The sequence below is a fragment of the Humibacter antri genome, from assembly GCF_054777235.1.
This window is the reverse complement of sequence record NZ_BAAHAW010000002.1, coordinates 80,760-98,107: the sequence shown is the minus strand read 5'-3', so window position 1 is coordinate 98,107 and position 17,348 is coordinate 80,760. Positions and strand designations below refer to the sequence as shown.

The 17,348-nt window shown below is 67.2% G+C and carries 15 protein-coding genes; 11 read left to right on the top strand and 4 right to left on the bottom strand.

Translation table 11 applies throughout. From position 1 onward, the window contains the following. The first annotated feature begins 191 nt into the window (after window positions 1-191). From ACYVDK_RS01150 to ACYVDK_RS01140, 3 genes are all read left to right on the top strand, one after another. A complete protein-coding gene (locus ACYVDK_RS01150) occupies window positions 192-1,169 on the top strand; it encodes a Gfo/Idh/MocA family protein (RefSeq protein ID WP_460516722.1) in 978 nt (325 codons plus the stop codon). Further along, window positions 1,166-2,179, top strand: coding sequence for a Gfo/Idh/MocA family protein (locus ACYVDK_RS01145; protein WP_460516719.1), 1,014 nt, complete (start codon window positions 1,166-1,168; stop codon window positions 2,177-2,179). Before ACYVDK_RS01150 ends, ACYVDK_RS01145 begins: the two co-directional genes overlap by 4 nt. 74 nt (window positions 2,180-2,253) lie before the next feature. Beyond that, window positions 2,254-3,147: a TIGR01777 family oxidoreductase gene (locus ACYVDK_RS01140; RefSeq protein ID WP_460516716.1), complete on the top strand. Its 894-nt coding sequence runs from the start codon at window positions 2,254-2,256 to the stop codon at window positions 3,145-3,147. Between the two features lie 120 nt (window positions 3,148-3,267). Here ACYVDK_RS01140 and ACYVDK_RS01135 read toward each other — a convergent pair whose 3' ends face one another. Together ACYVDK_RS01135 and ngcE are read right to left on the bottom strand one after the other, a co-directional pair. Beyond that, window positions 3,268-4,359 (bottom strand): IS630 family transposase, encoded by a 1,092-nt coding sequence (locus ACYVDK_RS01135; RefSeq protein WP_460516713.1) that lies wholly within the window; start codon window positions 4,357-4,359, stop codon window positions 3,268-3,270. Window positions 4,360-4,509: 150 nt separating this feature from the next. Then, window positions 4,510-5,886, bottom strand: a complete 1,377-nt coding sequence (gene ngcE, locus ACYVDK_RS01130; protein WP_460516710.1) for a type 2 periplasmic-binding domain-containing protein — start codon at window positions 5,884-5,886, stop codon at window positions 4,510-4,512. Between the two features lie 698 nt (window positions 5,887-6,584). On the opposite strand from ngcE, the gene ACYVDK_RS01125 reads away from it, so the two are divergent. Further along, the gene (locus ACYVDK_RS01125) at window positions 6,585-7,142 is read left to right on the top strand and encodes a YdeI/OmpD-associated family protein (protein WP_460516706.1); all 558 of its coding nucleotides are present in this window, start codon (window positions 6,585-6,587) and stop codon (window positions 7,140-7,142) included. A 22-nt stretch (window positions 7,143-7,164) separates the two neighbouring features. On the opposite strand, the gene ACYVDK_RS01120 is transcribed toward ACYVDK_RS01125, so the two are convergent. Further along, window positions 7,165-7,932, bottom strand: coding sequence for an HNH endonuclease family protein (locus ACYVDK_RS01120; RefSeq protein WP_460516703.1), 768 nt, complete (start codon window positions 7,930-7,932; stop codon window positions 7,165-7,167). A gap of 269 nt (window positions 7,933-8,201) precedes the next feature. Between ACYVDK_RS01120 and glpK the strand changes: the two genes are divergently transcribed. From glpK to ACYVDK_RS01100, 4 genes are all read left to right on the top strand, one after another. Further along, entirely contained in the window at window positions 8,202-9,710 is a 1,509-nt protein-coding gene (gene glpK / locus ACYVDK_RS01115; RefSeq protein ID WP_460516700.1) for an FGGY family carbohydrate kinase, read from the top strand. Between the two features lie 74 nt (window positions 9,711-9,784). After that, the gene (locus tag ACYVDK_RS01110) at window positions 9,785-10,042 is read left to right on the top strand and encodes a hypothetical protein (protein ID WP_460516697.1); all 258 of its coding nucleotides are present in this window, start codon (window positions 9,785-9,787) and stop codon (window positions 10,040-10,042) included. A 113-nt stretch (window positions 10,043-10,155) separates the two neighbouring features. After that, window positions 10,156-10,839 (top strand): endonuclease/exonuclease/phosphatase family protein, encoded by a 684-nt coding sequence (locus ACYVDK_RS01105; RefSeq protein WP_460517358.1) that lies wholly within the window; start codon window positions 10,156-10,158, stop codon window positions 10,837-10,839. A gap of 212 nt (window positions 10,840-11,051) precedes the next feature. Further along, a complete protein-coding gene (locus ACYVDK_RS01100) occupies window positions 11,052-12,329 on the top strand; it encodes an aminotransferase class I/II-fold pyridoxal phosphate-dependent enzyme (protein WP_460516694.1) in 1,278 nt (425 codons plus the stop codon). A gap of 166 nt (window positions 12,330-12,495) precedes the next feature. On the opposite strand, the gene ACYVDK_RS01095 is transcribed toward ACYVDK_RS01100, so the two are convergent. Continuing rightward, a complete protein-coding gene (locus ACYVDK_RS01095) occupies window positions 12,496-13,956 on the bottom strand; it encodes an MDR family MFS transporter (protein WP_460516690.1) in 1,461 nt (486 codons plus the stop codon). Window positions 13,957-14,027: 71 nt separating this feature from the next. Between ACYVDK_RS01095 and ACYVDK_RS01090 the strand changes: the two genes are divergently transcribed. From ACYVDK_RS01090 to ACYVDK_RS01080, 3 genes are all read left to right on the top strand, one after another. Next, entirely contained in the window at window positions 14,028-14,645 is a 618-nt protein-coding gene (locus ACYVDK_RS01090) for a TetR/AcrR family transcriptional regulator (RefSeq protein WP_460516687.1), read from the top strand. 154 nt (window positions 14,646-14,799) lie between these two features. Further along, window positions 14,800-16,197 carry an MFS transporter gene (locus ACYVDK_RS01085; RefSeq protein ID WP_460516684.1) on the top strand — a complete coding sequence of 466 codons (1,398 nt, stop codon included), beginning with the start codon at window positions 14,800-14,802 and terminating at the stop codon, window positions 16,195-16,197. Between the two features lie 57 nt (window positions 16,198-16,254). Beyond that, window positions 16,255-17,088, top strand: coding sequence for an ABC transporter ATP-binding protein (locus ACYVDK_RS01080; RefSeq protein ID WP_460516681.1), 834 nt, complete (start codon window positions 16,255-16,257; stop codon window positions 17,086-17,088). Window positions 17,089-17,348: the final 260 nt, after the last annotated feature.

Sequence of the window (17,348 nt, the reverse complement as noted above, 5' to 3'; positions counted from 1 at the left end):
CGGGGAGGACATCCAGTTTACGGGCGCCCGTGGGCGCGGTGATGTGGATCGCTCGGGCCTGCCCCGCGACACGAGCTTGCAGCGAGCCATTCAGGACAAGCTCGACGTCGGCGGACACTGGAGGTCATTACACGGCATCCTGGAGCAGGGCGCATTCCGCTGATCGGGGCGCGGGTAGAGAAGAGGCGACGGTGGCAGCATCCACGGTGGGGCTGGTCGGGGCGGGCGGCATCTCGCAGGTTCATCTGCAGGGATGGCTCAGACTCGGCTTCTCTGTTGTCGTCTTCTCCACGGACGGCAAGGCGGGCGCCCTGACCGACCTTTACGGCGGACGCGCGGTGACCTCCATGAGCGAACTGCTGGAAGCCGTTGAGATCGTCGATATCGCCACGCCGACGTCCACGCATCGCGAGCTTGTCGAGCAAGCCGCGTCGGCGGGTAAGCATGTGGTGTGTGAGAAGCCGTTGGCGCTCACCATCCCGGATTGCGCGGCGATGATCGCGGCATGCGAGCGCGCCGGGGTGCGCCTGTTCCCCGCCCACGTCGTGCGCTACTTCCCCGCCTACGCCGCCACGCGCGAGTCCGTGGCGAACGGCCGGATCGGCACTCCCGCGGTGCAGCGGTTCTTTCGTATCGGGGCGGCACCGACGAGTGCGTGGTATCGGGATCGGTCCAGGTCGGGTGGCATCGCCATGGACCAGATGATCCATGACTTCGACCAGGCGCGATGGTCGGCGGGCGAGGTGGAGACGGTGCATGCGACGCAGCGTGGCGATGAATCGCACGGCACGCTGACGGTGCAGGCGATACTGCGACATCGCTCGGGCGCGCTCTCTCACGTCAACGGCGTGTGGGGTGGCACCGCACTCGCCTTCCACACCGGCTTCTCCGTCGCCGGTTCGGGCGGGATGCTCGAGCACGACTCGCTCCAGCATCCCGTTCTGCGTGTGAACGGTCCGCTTCTTGCCGAAGGCGCCGGCTATCTGCCGCCCTTCGACGCTGCAGCGAGCCCTTACACGGCCGAGCTCGCGGACTTCGCCCGCGCCATTCGCGACGGAGACGAAGCACGAGTGACGGCGGCGGACGGGCTGGAAGCGGTGCGCATAGCCACTGCCGTGAACCTTTCGATCGATGAGAACGCCGAGATCGCGATGGAGGATGTGCGGTGAGAGTCGGAATCATCTCGTTCGCCCACACGCACGCGGCCTCGTATGCGGCCATCCTCCGTGACCGCAGCGACGTCGAGTGCCGGGTGACGGATCCCGGTCATGTCTCTCGGCCCGAAGGGGAGTCGGGTGGCCGGGAACTCGCCGAAGCGATCGGCGTCGGTTACCTCGACACGATCGACGAGTTGCTGGCCTGGCGGCCGGATGCCGTCATCGTGTGTTCGGAGAATGCGAGGCATGTCGGCGACGTGGAACGAGCCGCGGCGGCGGGCGCACACATCCTCTGCGAGAAGCCCCTTGCCACCACGGGAGAGGATGCACGGCGCATCGTCGACGCGTGCGAGCGAGCAGGTGTGCTTCTGATGACGGCCTTTCCCGTGCGCTTCACGCCGCAGTTCGCCGAACTGCGGCGTCTTCTGGGCCGTGCTGCGTTAGGTGAGGTCTTGACGATCAGCGGCGCGAACAACGGCCGGCTGCCCGTGGAGAGGGCATGGTTCACCGACCCCGTTCTCGCAGGCGGCGGCGCGATCGCCGACCACACGGTGCACATCGCCGACCTGATCTTCGGGCTTTTCCCCGAGGCGCGCGCCGAGGAGGTTTTCGCCGTTGAGAACCGGCTGCTGCACCCCGAGCGCGATGTCGAGACCGCGGGCCTCGTATCCATCAGGTACTCCAACGGTGTCACGGCCGTGATCGACTGCAGCTGGTCGGTGCCGGAGCACTACCCGACCTGGGGCGGTTTGACGATGCGGATCGTCGCGGAACGCGGTACGGCGGAACTTGCGCCGTTCGCCGAACGCGTCGACGGGTTCGGCGAGTCGGACCGCGCGCCGATCTGGCTCCCCCACGGCGCCGACCTCGATGCCTCGATGCTCGACGAGTTCCTCAGCGCCGTCGCCGAAGGCCGGCCGCCCGTGCCGAGCGGCTGGGACGGGATGCGGGCGGTGGAAGTGGTGCTGGCCGCATACGAATCGATCGCCACCGGCAAACCTGCTGCTGTGCGTGCGCTGTGACCATTGACAGCCCGGACAGCCGGGACAGCCGAGCCGGCCGGGCCAGGCGTGACAGCGAGGGGAGTCGCCGCATCGTGATCGCCGGCGCCTCCGGGATGATCGGGGGCGCGCTGGCGACGTGGTTGCAGGCATCCGGTGACGACGTCGTGCGGCTGGTGCGCAGGCCGCCGCGCGGCGACGGCGAGGTGCGGTGGGATCCGGCCGCGGGCATCCTGGACGCTTCTGTGCTGAGTGGCGCCGACGCGGTCGTGAGCCTGTCGGGAGCGCCGACGAGCCGGTTGCCGTGGACACCTGCATATAAGAAGGTCATCCTCGAGTCGCGGCTGGATGTCACGCGCACGATCGTCGACGCGATCCATGGGGCGGAGCGGGCGCCGTCCGTTTTCGTGAGCGCGTCGGCCGTGGGGTTCTACGGAGACCGCGGCGACGAGGACCTGACCGAGAGCTCGCCGCGCGGCGACGGCTTCCTCTCCGCCGTGGTGGATGCGTGGGAGGCGGAGGCGTCGCGGGCATCCGATGTCACGCGTGTCGCCTTCGTGCGCACCGGGCTCGTCGTCGGCCCGTCGGGCGCCATGCCGCCGCTGCGCCTGCTCGCGCGCGCCGGCCTTGCCGGTCCGATCGGCAGTGGACGGCAGTGGTGGCCGTGGATCAGCCTGCACGACGAGGTGGCAGCGATCGATCACATCATCGGTTCCGGCCTGGGCGGTGGCGGGCTCAGCGGCCCGGTGAACCTCGCCGGTCCGACCCCAGCCACCGAGGCGGAGTTCATGCGCACGCTGGCGCGACGGATGCATCGTCCGTATGGGATGCCCGCTCCCGCGTTCGCGCTCCGCCTGGCGCTGCAGGATGCCGCCCAGGAGCTGATGCTCAGCAGCCAGCGGATGCTCCCGACCGCGCTCCTGAACGACGGCTTCCGGTTCCGCGACGAGACCGTGGACGCCGCGATCGTCGCCCTTACCGTCGGTTGAGCTTGTCGAAACCAAGACGATTGCCCCCTTCCCGCTGGTTGAGCCTGTCGAAACCAGCTCGATAGCCCCCTCCCGCCGGTTGAGCGTGTCGAAACGTCGGGCGGGCATTCTCCCGGTGAGCTAGTGTCCTGCGCCGGTAGTTCGTTGGAGTAGTCGTTTGAGGGAGTCGAGGATCTGGTCGGCGGGCTTGGTCCAGATGAAGGGCTTCGGGTTCTGGTTCCATGCCTTGACCCAGGCGCGGATGTCGTTCTCGAGCGCTCGGATGCTGCGGTGATCTGAGCGTTGCAGGAGGTCGGCGGTGACGTACGCGAAGAAGCGTTCGACCTGGTTGATCCAGGACGAGTACGTCGGGGTGAAATGCATGTGGAACCGGGGATGCGCTTTGAGCCAGGTGACGATGCTCGGGCTCTTGTGGGTGCTGTAGTTGTCGCAGACCAGATGCACCTCGAGGTGTTCGGGGACTTCGGCGTCGATCTTGGCCAGGAATTTGCGGAACTCGATCGCCCGGTGTCGACGGTGGATGCTGGAGATCACGGTCCCGTCGGCGGTGTTGAACGCGGCGAACAGGCTGGTGGTGCCGTGCCGGACGTAGTCGTGGGTGCGTTTCTCCGGCATGCCCGGCATCATCGGGAACGCCGGCTGTGATCGTGCCAGCGCCTGCACCTGCGATTTCTCGTCGACACAGTAGACGACGGCCGCTTCGGGCGGGTCCAGGTAGAGGCCGACCACGTCGTAGACCTTGTCCACGAACTGCGGGTCGTTGGAGAGCTTGAACCCGTCCTCCCGGTGCGGTTTCAGTTCGAACGCCTTCCAGATCCGTCCGATCGTGGACTTCGACAGGCCGGAGCGCTCGGCCATCTTCGCCCGCGACCAGTGCGTCGCATTCGCCGGTGTCGATTCCAGCGTCGCCACCACCACGTCTTCGACTTGCTCGGCGGTGATCGTCGCCGGGCGTCCCGGGCGCGGCTCATCGACCAGCCCATCAAGACGCGCCTCCAGGAACCGGGCACGCCACTTGCTGACCGTGTTCGTCGAACAGCCCACCCGCGCGGCCACAGACTTGTTGTCCAGGCCCTCGCCGCAGCCCAGCACGATCCGAGATCGTAACGCCAACGCCTGCGAGGACTTCGCCCGCCGGGACCAACGCAGCAACTGTTCCCGCTCCTCGTCACTCAGAATCAGAGCGGTCTTCGGGCGTCCCGTTCTCGGCATACCCCATTCTACAACTTAACCAGAGAATTTCAGGCGCAGAACACTAGGGCCGGGCGCGATCGTGTGCTGCAGTTGCGGGGGTGTGGCGGGGTGCACACGCAGAACACGAGGCACAGCCGACCGAGACGAGCGTGATGTGGAATCCCTACGTCATTGCTTGGATGCGGCTGCGTCGTCCGATATCTTCTGCATCTGCGATGTCAACTGTGCCACGTCTGCTTGCCCTGAGAGGAAGGCGTTCCAGACCACGAGCTGATCGGTGTTCAGCCCATAGAGTGAGCCGAATTCCCAGTCGAACGTGTTCTCGCCCGCGGCGTCCATCATCTTCGTGACGGACTGCAAGGCGGTCGACCCGAATCCGTCGGCGGGCACCGTGCCCTTGACGATCGTCGGCGACAACTTCGTCTTTGCGAAATTGGTAGCGGCCTTCTTCGAAAGAAGTGCTCGCAGGATTTCCTTACCCGCAGCGACGTTCTTCCCCTTTGATGGCACGATGAAGGGCGCGGCAGCCGTGGCGTGCAATGCCGAGTGGGGTAGCTTCGAGTGCTCGGTCACGGTGGGGGTCGGGGCTCCGGTCATCTTGAATCCCGGCTTCGTCGCCTTTTTCATCTCGTTCTCGATCCAGTTGCCCGACGCGTACAAGATCGCCTGCTGGTCGTCGCTCCACTTCGCCTGCGCGGCCGTGAACTGCGTTCCGGCACCTCCGGGCACGAAGTACCCAGCTTGCACAATCTGCTCAAGCTTCGTGAACACGTCCTGGATCGGCTTCTGCGACCAGGCCTTGGGCTGGAGCGTGTTGACCGCGTTCAACACGTCCAATCCGCCTTCCTTGATGGCGGAGTCGAGTGCGAGTGTCAAGTAGTAGGTGGCTGCTTCCTTGCCCCACACGAAGAGGTACTTGTTCTTCGCCTTGGCTTTCGCACCCAGGTCTAGCGCTTCATCCCAGGTCTTCGGCGGGGTCCAACCGTTCTCTTCGAACAGGCTTGCCGAGTACCAGATCCCGAACATGGCCATGACGTAGTTGATCGCGACGAACTTGCCGCCGAAGGTGCCTGGCGTCTTCACATGCGGGTAAAGCGTGTCGGCGATCTTCTCGCCTTCGTAGTTCTCCGCCTCGAACACGTCGTCGAGGGTCTCAAGACTCGTCAAGATCGTGTTGAACGCGATTTGGTTCGCCCCGTCGTTCTGCACCAGATCGGGCGGGTTCCCGCCGACGAAACGCGGCTGGAGCGCCTGGGCAATGTTCGTTTCAGGAGTGATGGTGCTCTTGGTCGCCCACTTTTTGTCGACCTCGTTCGAGGCGAACGTGACGTAGTCGTAGCCATAGCCCCCGTTGAAGATCACAGCCTCGACGACCGAGCCCTTCTTGATGCCGAACGGGTCTGTGGCCGACTTCGCCTCGCTGGGCGCGCCGCTTCCGCTACTGGAACAAGACGACAGCGTCACGGCTATCGGCACGGCGACGGCCGCTGCCGCGGCGCCGCGTAGAAACATGCGCCGGTCGAACACTCTGTTGTCAGTAGTCATGCGCTTTTGTTGCCTTTCGATGTCTTGAATCGGTAAGGGCTGAATCAGGTTCGCCGTGGCACCTGAATCGGTGGCCGTTCGAGAGCAGACCTCGGTTGCACCGCACCCAGAAGGGCCTGGCGTATCTCAGTAACGCGGGCTCGGCGACACCCGACCCGCACGTGACGCGCGGGCACCCGCAACAGTGGCTATGAAAGTCATTGCCACTGGAACGCGCACTTGTGAAGATTATTGACAAGCCATGCCGGGCGCAAGACAGCGACTTGACTTATCTGGAAGGTCCGGGAAGTGCTGCGCGTGCCTCAGATGTGGATGTCCGCGTAGCCGATGAGCTTCCCTGACACTGTGAGCGGGAGCCATCGAGGCGTCGCGCCGGGAGATCACGAAGAAGCTGGCCCGCGAGTATCTGAGAGCAGGCAAGGTCGAGAAGGGTCGGTTGCTGGATGATCTAACGCGTGCGACGGGCTGGACTCGGGATCATGCCAGCAGGGCGATCCGAGCCGCGAACGCGCGGAAAGGTGCCACGCAGCAGCAACAACGCAAGCCGCGGCCATGGAAGTACTCGTACGACGCGCTCGCGGTGCTGCACGAGGTCTGGCGGCTGACGTCCGGCCACCCAGGCGGGCGCCCGTCAGGGCAGCGTGCGGGAGCGAACCAGGATGATTGGCTCCAACTCACCCGGCACATAGGGTGGTGGGATGTCCCGCGACGATGCCGAGTTGGTGCACCCCGAGACGGCCGCCGAGTGGCGCGAGTGGCTGCTGCGACACCACGACGATTCGAGCGGCGTCTGGCTGGTCTTCTGGCGATCGGTCACCGGCCGGCCCGCGATGAGCTATCAAGACGCCGTCGTCGAGGCGCTCGCCTTCGGTTGGATCGACAGCCAGGCGAAGACGCTCGACGAGGAGCGCTCGGCCATGTGGTACTCGCCCAGGCGGCCCGGATCGCCGTGGTCGGGCAGCAACAAGCTGCGGGTAGCCCGGCTCGAGGCCGAGGGACGCATGACGGATGCCGGCCGCCGCCAGGTCGAGATCGCCAAGTCCGACGGAACCTGGACGATCCTCGACGGCCCAGAAGCTCTCATCGTGCCCGACGACCTCGCCGCCGCCCTGGATGAGCGCCAGGTGCGCGCCGCCTGGGATGCTCTCACTCCCAGCGTGCGCCGCGCCGCTCTCACGAAGCTCGCGCTGGCGAAGCGAGCCGAGACGCGGGCGCGCCACGTCGAGCGGGTCGTGACCGAGCTGCGTGAGGGCTGAGGTCGGCACAGGTCGGCCCAGGTCAGCCCAGCCCGACCGCGGGCGCCAGCGTCGATGTCATCGCGGCCTGCGCGGGGCATCCGCCGAGGATGCGCGCGAGCGCGTCGTGCTCCGCCGGTGCCACCCAGAGGTGGTACGCCGCCTTCACCGAGACCTGGCGGGCGGCGTAGTCGCACCAGAATCCGCGGTTCGGCGGCAGCCAGGTGGCGGCATCCCCGTCGCCCTTGCTCTCGTTGGTCGGACCGTCGACAGCGAGCAGGTTGAGCGGATCGTTCGCGAGCGTCTCGCGCTGCTGCTGGCTGAGCTGCTGGGCACCGGTCTGCCACGCGTTCGACAGTGGCACGACGTGGTCGATCTGCACCAGAACGGATGTCTGCACACCCCGCACGAAGTGGATCGTCTTGCCGGTGTACGGATCGCTCAGCACGCCCGTCTCGACGGTGCAGGCGCCGCGTTTGGTGACATCCGTGAGGTCGCGCGCGAGCACGTCGTCGCGGGTGTCGCAGCGGTTGTGATCCATGTCTTTCCACGCCGCACCGAAGTCGCCGACGCGGTCGTACCCAGTGCGCGGCGCCCTGCCTTTCACGGGGATGGTCGCCAACACGGCGAGGGCAGTTCCGGCGCCCGGGCTGGTGGGGAGGGCAGTCGTTGTGGTGGAGCCGGCGTCCGCGCCGGAGAATGGCGACGCATCCGCTCCGCATCCAGCGAGCAGGATGCCCGAAGCTGCGATGCACAGCGCCGCAAGTACTCGACGTACGAGGCGTGACCGCGAGTGGGCGTCGACAGACATGCGGGTCTTTCGTCAGGATCGGCGTGGCGGATCACCCGACCGTAGCGCACGCCGCGGACAGAGCACGGCGCCGGCGGGGCTGTGCGCGCCATCCGCACGGCGCCGGCGTCTTCACCCGAGCCAGGCATCCGTAGTCCAGCCGGAAAAACGTGCGCTCCACGCTACGCCGCTGAGGGTTCCTCGTAAAGAAGCAATGTTTGTGCCGGGTTTCGACTGGCTCAACCCACGGGAGGGGGCGAAACCGGCGGGAAGGCCGTTAGTCTGCGAGCATGCCGACGCACATCCTCGCCATCGACCAGGGAACGACGAGCACTCGGGCCATCGTGTTCGATCATGCGGGGAGTGTGGTCGCGGTCGGGCAGCTCGAGCACCGGCAGATCTTTCCGCACGCAGGCTGGGTCGAGCACGACCCGATGGAGATCTGGCGCAACACCCGCGAGGTCGTCGGCGTGGCGCTCGGCAAGGCGAATATCACGCGGCACGAGCTGGCCGCTGTGGGCATCACGAACCAGCGCGAGACCGCGGTCGTGTGGGACAAGCACACGGGCAAGCCGGTGTACAACGCCATCGTCTGGCAAGACACCCGCACCCAGCCGATCGTCGACCGCCTGGCCGCCGATGGCGGCACGGATCGGTTCTCGGATGCCGTCGGCCTACCTCTGGCCACCTACTTCGCCGGCACGAAGATCGCCTGGATCCTGGAGAACATAGACGGCGCACGGGAGAGGGCGGAGCGGGGTGACCTGCTGTTCGGCACCACCGATACCTGGGTGCTGTGGAACCTCACCGGCGGCAAGCATGGCGGCGTGCACGCGACGGATGTCACGAACGCCTCCCGCACCCTCTTCATGGACCTGAAGACGCTCGACTGGCGTGACGACATCCTCGACGCGTTCGGTGTTCCGCGGTCGATGCTTCCGCAGATCCGGTCGTCCAGCGAGGTGTATGGCGAGGCAGAGTCGCACAGCCTGCTGCGCGAGGCGCCGATCGCGGGCATTCTCGGCGATCAGCAGGCTGCGACGTTCGGCCAGGCCGCGTTCGGGGCCGGCGAGTCCAAGAACACGTATGGCACGGGCAACTTCGTCATCGTGAACACGGGCGAAGAGATCGTGCACAGCCGCAACGGGCTGATCACGACACTCGCCTACCGGCTCGGCGACGAGGCTCCGCGGTACGCGCTGGAGGGATCCATCGCCGTCACCGGCTCGCTCGTTCAGTGGCTGCGCGACAACTTGGGGCTCATCAGCGACGCGAAGCAGGTGGAGAAGCTGGCGGCATCCGTCGACGACAACGGCGGCGCCTACATCGTGCCGGCGTTCTCCGGACTCTTCGCCCCATACTGGCGGTCGGATGCCCGCGGCGCGATCGTCGGACTCACCCGCTTCGTGAACAAGGCCCACCTGGCCAGGGCGGCCCTTGAGTCGACCGCCTACCAGACCCGCGACGTGCTCGAGGCGGTGGAGCAGGACACCGGCACGCGGCTTGCCGAGCTCAAGGTGGACGGCGGAATGACCTCGAACGACCTGCTGATGCAGTTCCAGGCGGATGTTCTGGGCATCCCGGTCGTGCGCCCGACGGTCGCGGAGACCACGGCTCTGGGCGCCGCGTATGCCGCCGGTCTCGCTGTCGGCTTCTGGAAGGACCGCGACGAGCTGCGCGCGAACTGGCAGGAGGGCGCCAGGTGGGAACCGACATCCGATCGTGCCGACGTCGAGCGGCTCTACCGCACCTGGAAGAAGGCCGTCACGAAGACGTTCGACTGGGTCGACGACGCGTGAGCCCCGCGCCCGAGCCTGGCGCGCCGATAGGGTGACCGGATGACGCGGGCTGGATGCCCCGGGCAGGAGGCACTGTGGCTTGGTTTCAGGGATTCGCGATCTCGTGGGTGTTGCTGCTTTACGCCCTGTTCATCGCTCTCGGCGTCTGGGTCGCGTTCCTGGTGATCCGCGCGGCCGTGCGCAGCGCCATGGATGACCACTACCGCAAGGTGCAATGGTACGAGCAGACCGGCCTGTGGTACTCGGCGCGACCGCCGAAGGGTCTGCCCGGAGCGGCGCCGCTCAGCCGCGCCGACGAGAAGAATCTGCCGAAGCCCGCGCGCCCCGAATAGGGCGGTCGGGGCGGCACGTGGGAGCCGGATGATGGCATCCGTTCACACGGTGCTCACGCTGCCCGGGTATCATCGCGTCACCGGCAGCAGTGACAAAAGAAGTGATCGCCCTGATACGAGTACTCAGCTACAACCTCCGTAAGAATCGCGCGACGGGCGAGCTGATCGATCTTGCGGAATCCACCGCGGTCGATGTGATGTGTCTGCAGGAGGCCGACACCACGGTGCTGCCGAACGAGGTCGGCACGCTGATGCTCGCGGACTCCACGAAGCGCAATCGGCTGGGCCTGGCGGTCTACTACCGCCAGGACCGCTTCCGGCTTCGCGGGACGGACACCTACGAGTTGAAGAAGTCACTGCACGACCGAGTGCTCGCCCCGGCGCACGAGCGCCTCGTCGGCACCCTGCTCGAGGATGCCGTCACTCGCAACGAGGTGGTCGTCGCGTCGTTCCACGCGGCTCCGCTGACCGCGCTGAACTCATTGCGCCGCACGCAGATCCGCGCGGCGCACGCCGAGTTGCTCCGTCTCGGACACGGCGCCCCGACGCTCATGGTCGGCGACTACAACTACCCGTTCTTCACGCAGTCGCTGGGGGAGCGGGTCAAGGCATCCGGCTACGACATGGCGCTCAGCGACCGAAAGACGTACACCCGCTACAAGTTCTTCAAGGGTCACTTCGATTTCGTGACGTCGGCCGGACTCGAGGTGCGCACCGTGGAGACGTTGCCGCGCGGCGACTCCGACCACCTGCCGATCGTGGTCTCCGCCGACTATGGGGCCGCCGCGGCCGCTTGATCCGCCGCCTGGTCAGGCGCGGGGACCGCACCGACGACGGTTCGGGCGTCCGCGCCACTCTGCAGCGATTGCGCCAGAAGACCTGGCGCGGTCACTACAGACTGGCGCAATTGGGCGCGCGGGCGAACGCCGCGGGGGAACGGGCAGACTGGGGGGATGGGCGGGCTGAGGGCGGCACCGCCGTGGCATACCGCGAAAGCTACGATTCAAGGGTGACCGCGCTCGCCGAACTGTCCTCCACTGAACTGCGCGAACTGCACTCGCAGCTCGCCGCCGAGTACGACGCGCTTGTGAAGCGCGGGCTCTCACTCGACATCACGCGTGGCAAGCCGTCGCCGGAGCAGCTCGACCTCTCCAACGAGCTGCTCTCGCTTCCGGGTGCCGACGATTTCCGTGACGAGTCGGGCGCAGACCTGCGCAACTACGCCAACCCGAAGGGGCTTCCCGAACTCCGGTCCCTCTTCTCCGATGTGCTGAAGGTGCCGGTTCCGCAGCTTCTGGCTCTGGGCAACTCCAGCCTGACCGTGATGCACGACGTCGTCGTGCACGCCATGCTGCACGGGCTGCCGCAGAGTTCGCGACCGTGGTCGCGCGAAGACACCATCAGCTTCCTGTGCCCGGTGCCCGGCTACGACCGCCACTTCACGATCACCGAGCACCTGGGCATCCGGATGATCCCTGTTGCGATGACGGATGACGGACCCGATGTCGCCGAGGTCGAGCGGTTGCTGGCGGAGGACCCGACGATCCGCGGCATGTGGTGTGTGCCCGTGCACTCGAACCCGTCGGGCGCGATCTACAGCGAAGACGTCGCCCGCGCCCTCATGTCGTTGTCGGCGGCGCCGGACTTCCGCATCTTCTGGGACAACGCGTACGCCGTTCACCACCTCACCGACGACGTGCCCGAGCCGATCGACATCCTGTCGCTCGCGGCGGAGGCGGGCAATCCCGACCGCGTGTTCGTGTTCGCGTCCACCTCGAAGGTCACGTTCGCCGGCGCCGGGGTCGCGTTCTTCGGCTCATCGCCGCAGAACGTGTCGTGGTATCTGAGCCACGCGGCCGCCCAGTCGATCGGGCCGGACAAGATCAACCAGCTGCGCCACGTGCGCTTCTTGAAAGACGCCGCAGGCCTCGAAGCGCACATGCGCCGGCACCGCGAACTCGTCGCGCCGAAGTTCGAGGCGGTCTACGAGGTCTTCGAACGACGGCTCGCACCGTACGACGCCGGCATCTGGACCACGCCGACCGGCGGCTACTTTGTGAGTCTGGACGTGCGCGACGGATGCGCCGAGCGAGCAATCGCGCTCGCCGCGCAGGCGGGTATCGCGGTGACGCCGGCCGGTTCGACGTATCCGTATAAGAAGGACCTGAGGGACGCGAACATCCGCATCGCACCCACGATGCCTCCGCTGTCGGAACTCGTCGCCGCGCTCGAGGGCCTGTGCACGGCGATCCTGCTCGCCGAGACGGAGCGCCTGCTCGCCGAGTGAGGCGCGGGCCGCCGCCCGTCGGTTGAGCGCGCACCGTGGGTTGAGTCTGGAACCGTCGGTTGAGCTCGTCGAAACCCATAACGTTCTGGGCCCGGTTTCGACAAGCTCAACCAGCGGATGCTCAGCTCAACCGGCGGATGGTCGGCTCAACCGGCGGATGGTCGGCTCAACCGGCGGATGCGGCGGTGGCCTCGGGCTCGGGAGCTGGGACTTCCGGCACCGGTGCCTGACGCCCGGGCAGGGCGAGTGCGAGCACCACGGCGAGGGCCGTGAAACCGATCGACCACCAGAACGCCTGGTCGTACGCGGTCGCGACGCCCGACGTGCCCTGCGCCGCGTGCACGGTCAGGCCGGACTGCAGGATCGCGGCCAGCACTGCTGTGCCGAACGAACCGCCGAGCTGCTGTGCCGTGCGCGTGATGATGCTCGAATGCGGGATGTCCGCAGACGCCAGGCCCTGGAACGACGCCACCATGAGCGGCATCACGATGGCACCGAGGCCGAATCCGCGAACGAACAACACGGCCATCAGCAGCCACTCGTTCGTCGTCGATGTGCTGAACGCGAACGGCACGGTCGCGGCACCGACGATGGCGAAGCCGGCGACCGCCACTCCCCGGGCGCCGATCGTGTCGCTGAGGCGCCCGGCGAGAGAGCGGCTCGCCAGCGTGCCGAGTCCCTGCGGCACGAGGAACAGCCCGGCGGCGAGAACGTCGAGTCCGCGCAACTGCTGCAGGTAGAGAGGAAGCAGCAGCATGATCCCGTATGCCGCGATTCCGGAGAGGAACAGCAGCGCCGATGCCGACCACACCGACCTGTGACGGAGCAGACGGATGTCGACCAGTGCGCGGTCGCCACGCTTGAGTGCGTACACCACGAACGTCACCAGCAGCACGGCGCCGATCGCGAGCGGAAGCCAGGCATCCGTCGCCCCGAATCCGTCGCTGCCCGCCGAGTTGGAGAGCCCGAGCAGGAGGGCGACCAGAGCGGGGAGCAGCAGCACCATGCCGATGACATCGAGCTTTGGACGGGATGTCGCGCGCACGTCGCGGGGGAGCATTCGCCAGGCCAGGAACAGGCCGACGACGCAGAACGGAACGTTGACCCAGAAGATCCAGCGCCAGTCGAGCCAGTTCAGGATGATGCCGCCGACGGCCGGCCCGAGAATCGGGCCGAGCATGGCAGGGAGTCCGACTGCAGCGGCGACGCGTCCTAGGTTCTTGCCGGCCGCCGACTGCATCACGATCGTCTGCATCAAGGGCAGCATGAGGCCGCCGCCGACGCCCTGCACGATGCGGAAAGCGATGAGGCTCTCTGCGTTCCACGACAGGCTGCAGAGCACGGAGCCGAGCAGGAAGAGGGTGAGGGCGAACATCCAGGCCCGCTTGCCGCCGAGCAGCTTCTGCACCCACGCGCTCAGCGGAACCGTGGCCGCGAGAGCGAGCACGTACCCCGTGGTCACCCACTGGATCGTCGAGACCGGAACGTGCAGATCTTTCGAGAGCGAGTGCAGCGCGACGCTCATGATCGTCGTGTCGAACACGACGGCCAGGACGCCGACGACCAGCGTCGTCGTGGTGCGCTTGACGGATGGATCCACCGCGGGCGCGGTGCGGGTCTTGCTCACAACGGCTCCTTAATTTAGATACACAACTGTATCTAAAGAGGGAGAATACACGCCTGCGATAAGATACACAAGTGAATCTTGAGTCGGAGGCCCCCAGCATCCGCCGGCGAGGCGCCGAGCTGGAGGGCGCGCTACTCGACGCGGCGTGGGACGAGCTGACCGAGAAGGGCTACAACGGGCTGACGTTCGACGCGGTCGCCGAGCGAGCACGTACCAGCCGACCGGTGATCTACCGTCGCTGGCCCGACCGGGAATCGCTCGTTCTCGCGGCCATCCGCCACCACTACGACAAGGACGTCATCGAGATCCCCGACACCGGGACGCTCGCAGGGGACCTGCGCGGGCTGCTGCGTGTCGCGAGCGAGCGACGGGTGGAGATGGTCGTGATGCTGAGTGCGCAGCTCGCCGGTCTGTTCGGCGAGTCGGGAATGTCGCTCTCGGAAGTGCGGGAGCGGCTCGTCGGCCAGAGGACGGTGTGGAGCAGCGTGATCCTCGCCCGCGCCCAGGACCGTGGCGAGATCGATCTGGATGCCGTTCCCGAGCGGGTGCAGAATCTCCCGTTCGACTTGATGCGGCACGAACTGCTCATGACGCACGCTCAGTTGACCGACGAGTTCATCGACAACACGGTCGATGGCATCTTCGTTCCGTTGGTCGACCACTACATGGGTCGGCCCTCGGCGGGTTGAGCAGCCGACGAAGGTGGCGTAGCGAAACCCCGCCGACGAGGTCGCTGGGCTTCTCTTCGCCGCGCCCTCGGCGCTGCAACTCAACCCGTGAGCACCGTCGTGCATCCAGATGCAACCTCGTGCCGAGTCGGTGAACCTCCGGCAGACTTGCACGGTGCCCCGATCAGCGACCTTGAACCGGCCGCTGGCGCTGCTCGCCGCCGTCGGGCTCTCGATGGAGAACCTCGACGGCACGATCATCCAGACCGCCGCGCCCTCCATGGCGCACGACTTCGGCGTGCACGCGGTCGACCTCAACATCGCGATGACCGCGTACCTGCTCACGGTCGCGGTGTGTGTTCCGATGAGCGGATGGCTGGCCGACCGGTTCGGGGAGCGCAAGATCTTCGCGACCGCGCTCGCGGTCTTCACAGTGGCATCCGCGCTCTGCGCGCTCTCCGGCAACCTCCCGGAGCTCACGGCGGCGCGTGTGCTGCAGGGTGTCGGCGGCGCCATGATGGTTCCCGTCGGGCGCCTCGCGGTGTTGCGTGGACTCGACCGGCGCGACCTGCTGGATGCCATGGCCTACCTCACCTGGCCGGGGCTCGTCGCGCCCGTGGTCGCCCCCGCATTGGGCGGCGTGCTGACCGACACGGTCGGATGGCCGTGGATCTTCCTCATCAACATCCCGTTCGGTCTCGCCGCGTTCGTCGTCGCGCTGAAGATCGTGCCGAACACGCCGGCACCCGAGGCGCGCCGACTCGACTGGGCCGGATTCGGATTCGCCGGCGTCGCGCTGGCCGCGCTCGTGCTCGGCATGGAAGAGGTCGGATCGGGCTCGACCGACTGGGTGTGGGCGGTGGCCTACCTGGTGATCGCCGCCGGAGCGGGTGCTGCCGGAGTGACGTGGATGCGACGTGGCAGGCATCCGCTGCTCGACTTCTCTGCGCTTCGCATCGGTACGTTCCGTGTGGGGAATGTAGGAGGAGGCGTGTACCGGCTGATCATCAGCGCGGCGCCGTTCCTGTTCACGCTGTTGTTCCAGGTGGGATTCGGATGGAGCGCGGCGCAGGCCGGCCTGCTGGTCGGTGCCGTCTTCGTCGGCAACATCGCCATCAAACCGGTGACGACGCCGCTGATCCGGCGGTTCGGGTTCAAGCGCGTCATCGTCGGCAGCAACCTGCTCGGCGCCCTCGTCTACGTGGCGTGCGTGTTCATCGACCCGACGACGCCGCTGTGGGCGATCGCTGTGCTGCTCTTCCTGAGCGGGGTGTTCCGCTCGATCGGCTTCAGCGGCTACAACTCGCTGCAGTTCGCCGATGTGCCCAGTGAGATCATGAGCTCGGCGAACACGCTGGCCTCGACGATGCAGCAGGTCGCGGTCGGCGTCGGCATCGCGGTGGCCGCGCTCATCGTGCGGCTCACGACGGCGGCCGCCTCGGCATGGGGACCCTCGGATGCCTGGCTCGGCTACCGCTGGGCGCTTGCCGTCGTTGCGCTGCTGCTGGTCTTTCCCATAGTGGAGGCCGCGTTGCTGCCGCGGCACGCCGGTGAGCACGCCGCCCGCCGGTGAGCGCGCCGCGCGCCGGTGAGCAGCGGCCCGGGCGCGGTGAGGCGCCAGAATAGTCGGGTGCCCGAACGAATGCCGTCCGAACCCATGCCGCCGGAGCGTATTCTCACAGTGTCCGACGTCGCGTTCGTGCGGCAAGGGCGCGACATCCTCTCCGGAATCTCGCTCGACGTCGATCGGGGGCAGCACTGGGCTCTGATCGGCGCGAACGGGGCAGGCAAGTCGACGCTGCTCAGCCTGCTGGGCGCCGTGCAGCATCCGACCGCGGGAAGCGTCGAGGTACTCGGCCGCCGGCTCGGCCGCGTCGATCTGCGCGAGCTGCGGTCGCTGATCGGGCACGTCAACCCTCGGCACGAGGTGCGCTCACCGCTGACCGTGCGCGAGGTCGTCGCCACCGGCGCCACGGGCACGCAAGAGCTCATGATTCGGTGGCAGCCGACGCAGGCCGAGCGCATCCGCATCGACGGGCTCATCGAGTTGATGGGCATGACGGCGAGGCGGGATGCGCGATGGCCGAACCTGTCGCAGGGCGAGCGGGGCCGCACGCTGATCGCCCGCGCGCTCATGCCCGACCCGCATCTGCTGCTGCTCGATGAGCCGACGACCGGGCTCGACATCGCGGCCCGTGAGCACTTGCTCGACCGGGTCGACGAGCTGAGGGCCAGGCATCCGGATCTCGCCAGCGTGCTCGTCACCCACCACCTCGAGGAGCTGCCGGCGTCGACCACGCACGCCATGCTGCTGCGCGACGGCCGAGTGCTCGCTCAGGGCGACGCGGATGCCGTGCTCACCGGCTCACTCGTCAGCGACGCACTCGACTACCCGCTGACGATCACGCGCGTCGAGGGCCGCTGGAGCGTGCGAACCGACAAGGTCGCCCGCGACCGGCCTTGAGCCCGCACGCCGACGGCGACCGCGTAGCGGCCTACAACCACGACGTGCACGAGCGGTAAAGGCTGGCAGACCACGGTGCGGGCGGGGGCACTGTATCGACGAGCCACCACGGCGGGTGCGAGCGAGCATTGTGTTGACGAGTGACCACGGAGAGTGCGAACGAGCACTGTGTTGACGAGTGACCACGAAGCGGGCGTCGCTTGCGTGGTGGTTCATGGGCGCCGTGCTCTCTCGTCGGTCGCGTGCAGGGTCGTCGATCG

Coding starts and splice junctions, on each gene's coding strand:
- ACYVDK_RS01135 (WP_460516713.1), bottom strand. CDS start 4,359: ATGCCGAGAACGGGACGCCCGAAGACCGCTCTGATTCTGAGTGACGAG.
- ngcE (WP_460516710.1), bottom strand. CDS start 5,886: ATGACTACTGACAACAGAGTGTTCGACCGGCGCATGTTTCTACGCGGC.
- ACYVDK_RS01125 (WP_460516706.1), top strand. CDS start 6,585: ATGTCCCGCGACGATGCCGAGTTGGTGCACCCCGAGACGGCCGCCGAG.
- ACYVDK_RS01120 (WP_460516703.1), bottom strand. CDS start 7,932: ATGTCTGTCGACGCCCACTCGCGGTCACGCCTCGTACGTCGAGTACTT.
- glpK (WP_460516700.1), top strand. CDS start 8,202: ATGCCGACGCACATCCTCGCCATCGACCAGGGAACGACGAGCACTCGG.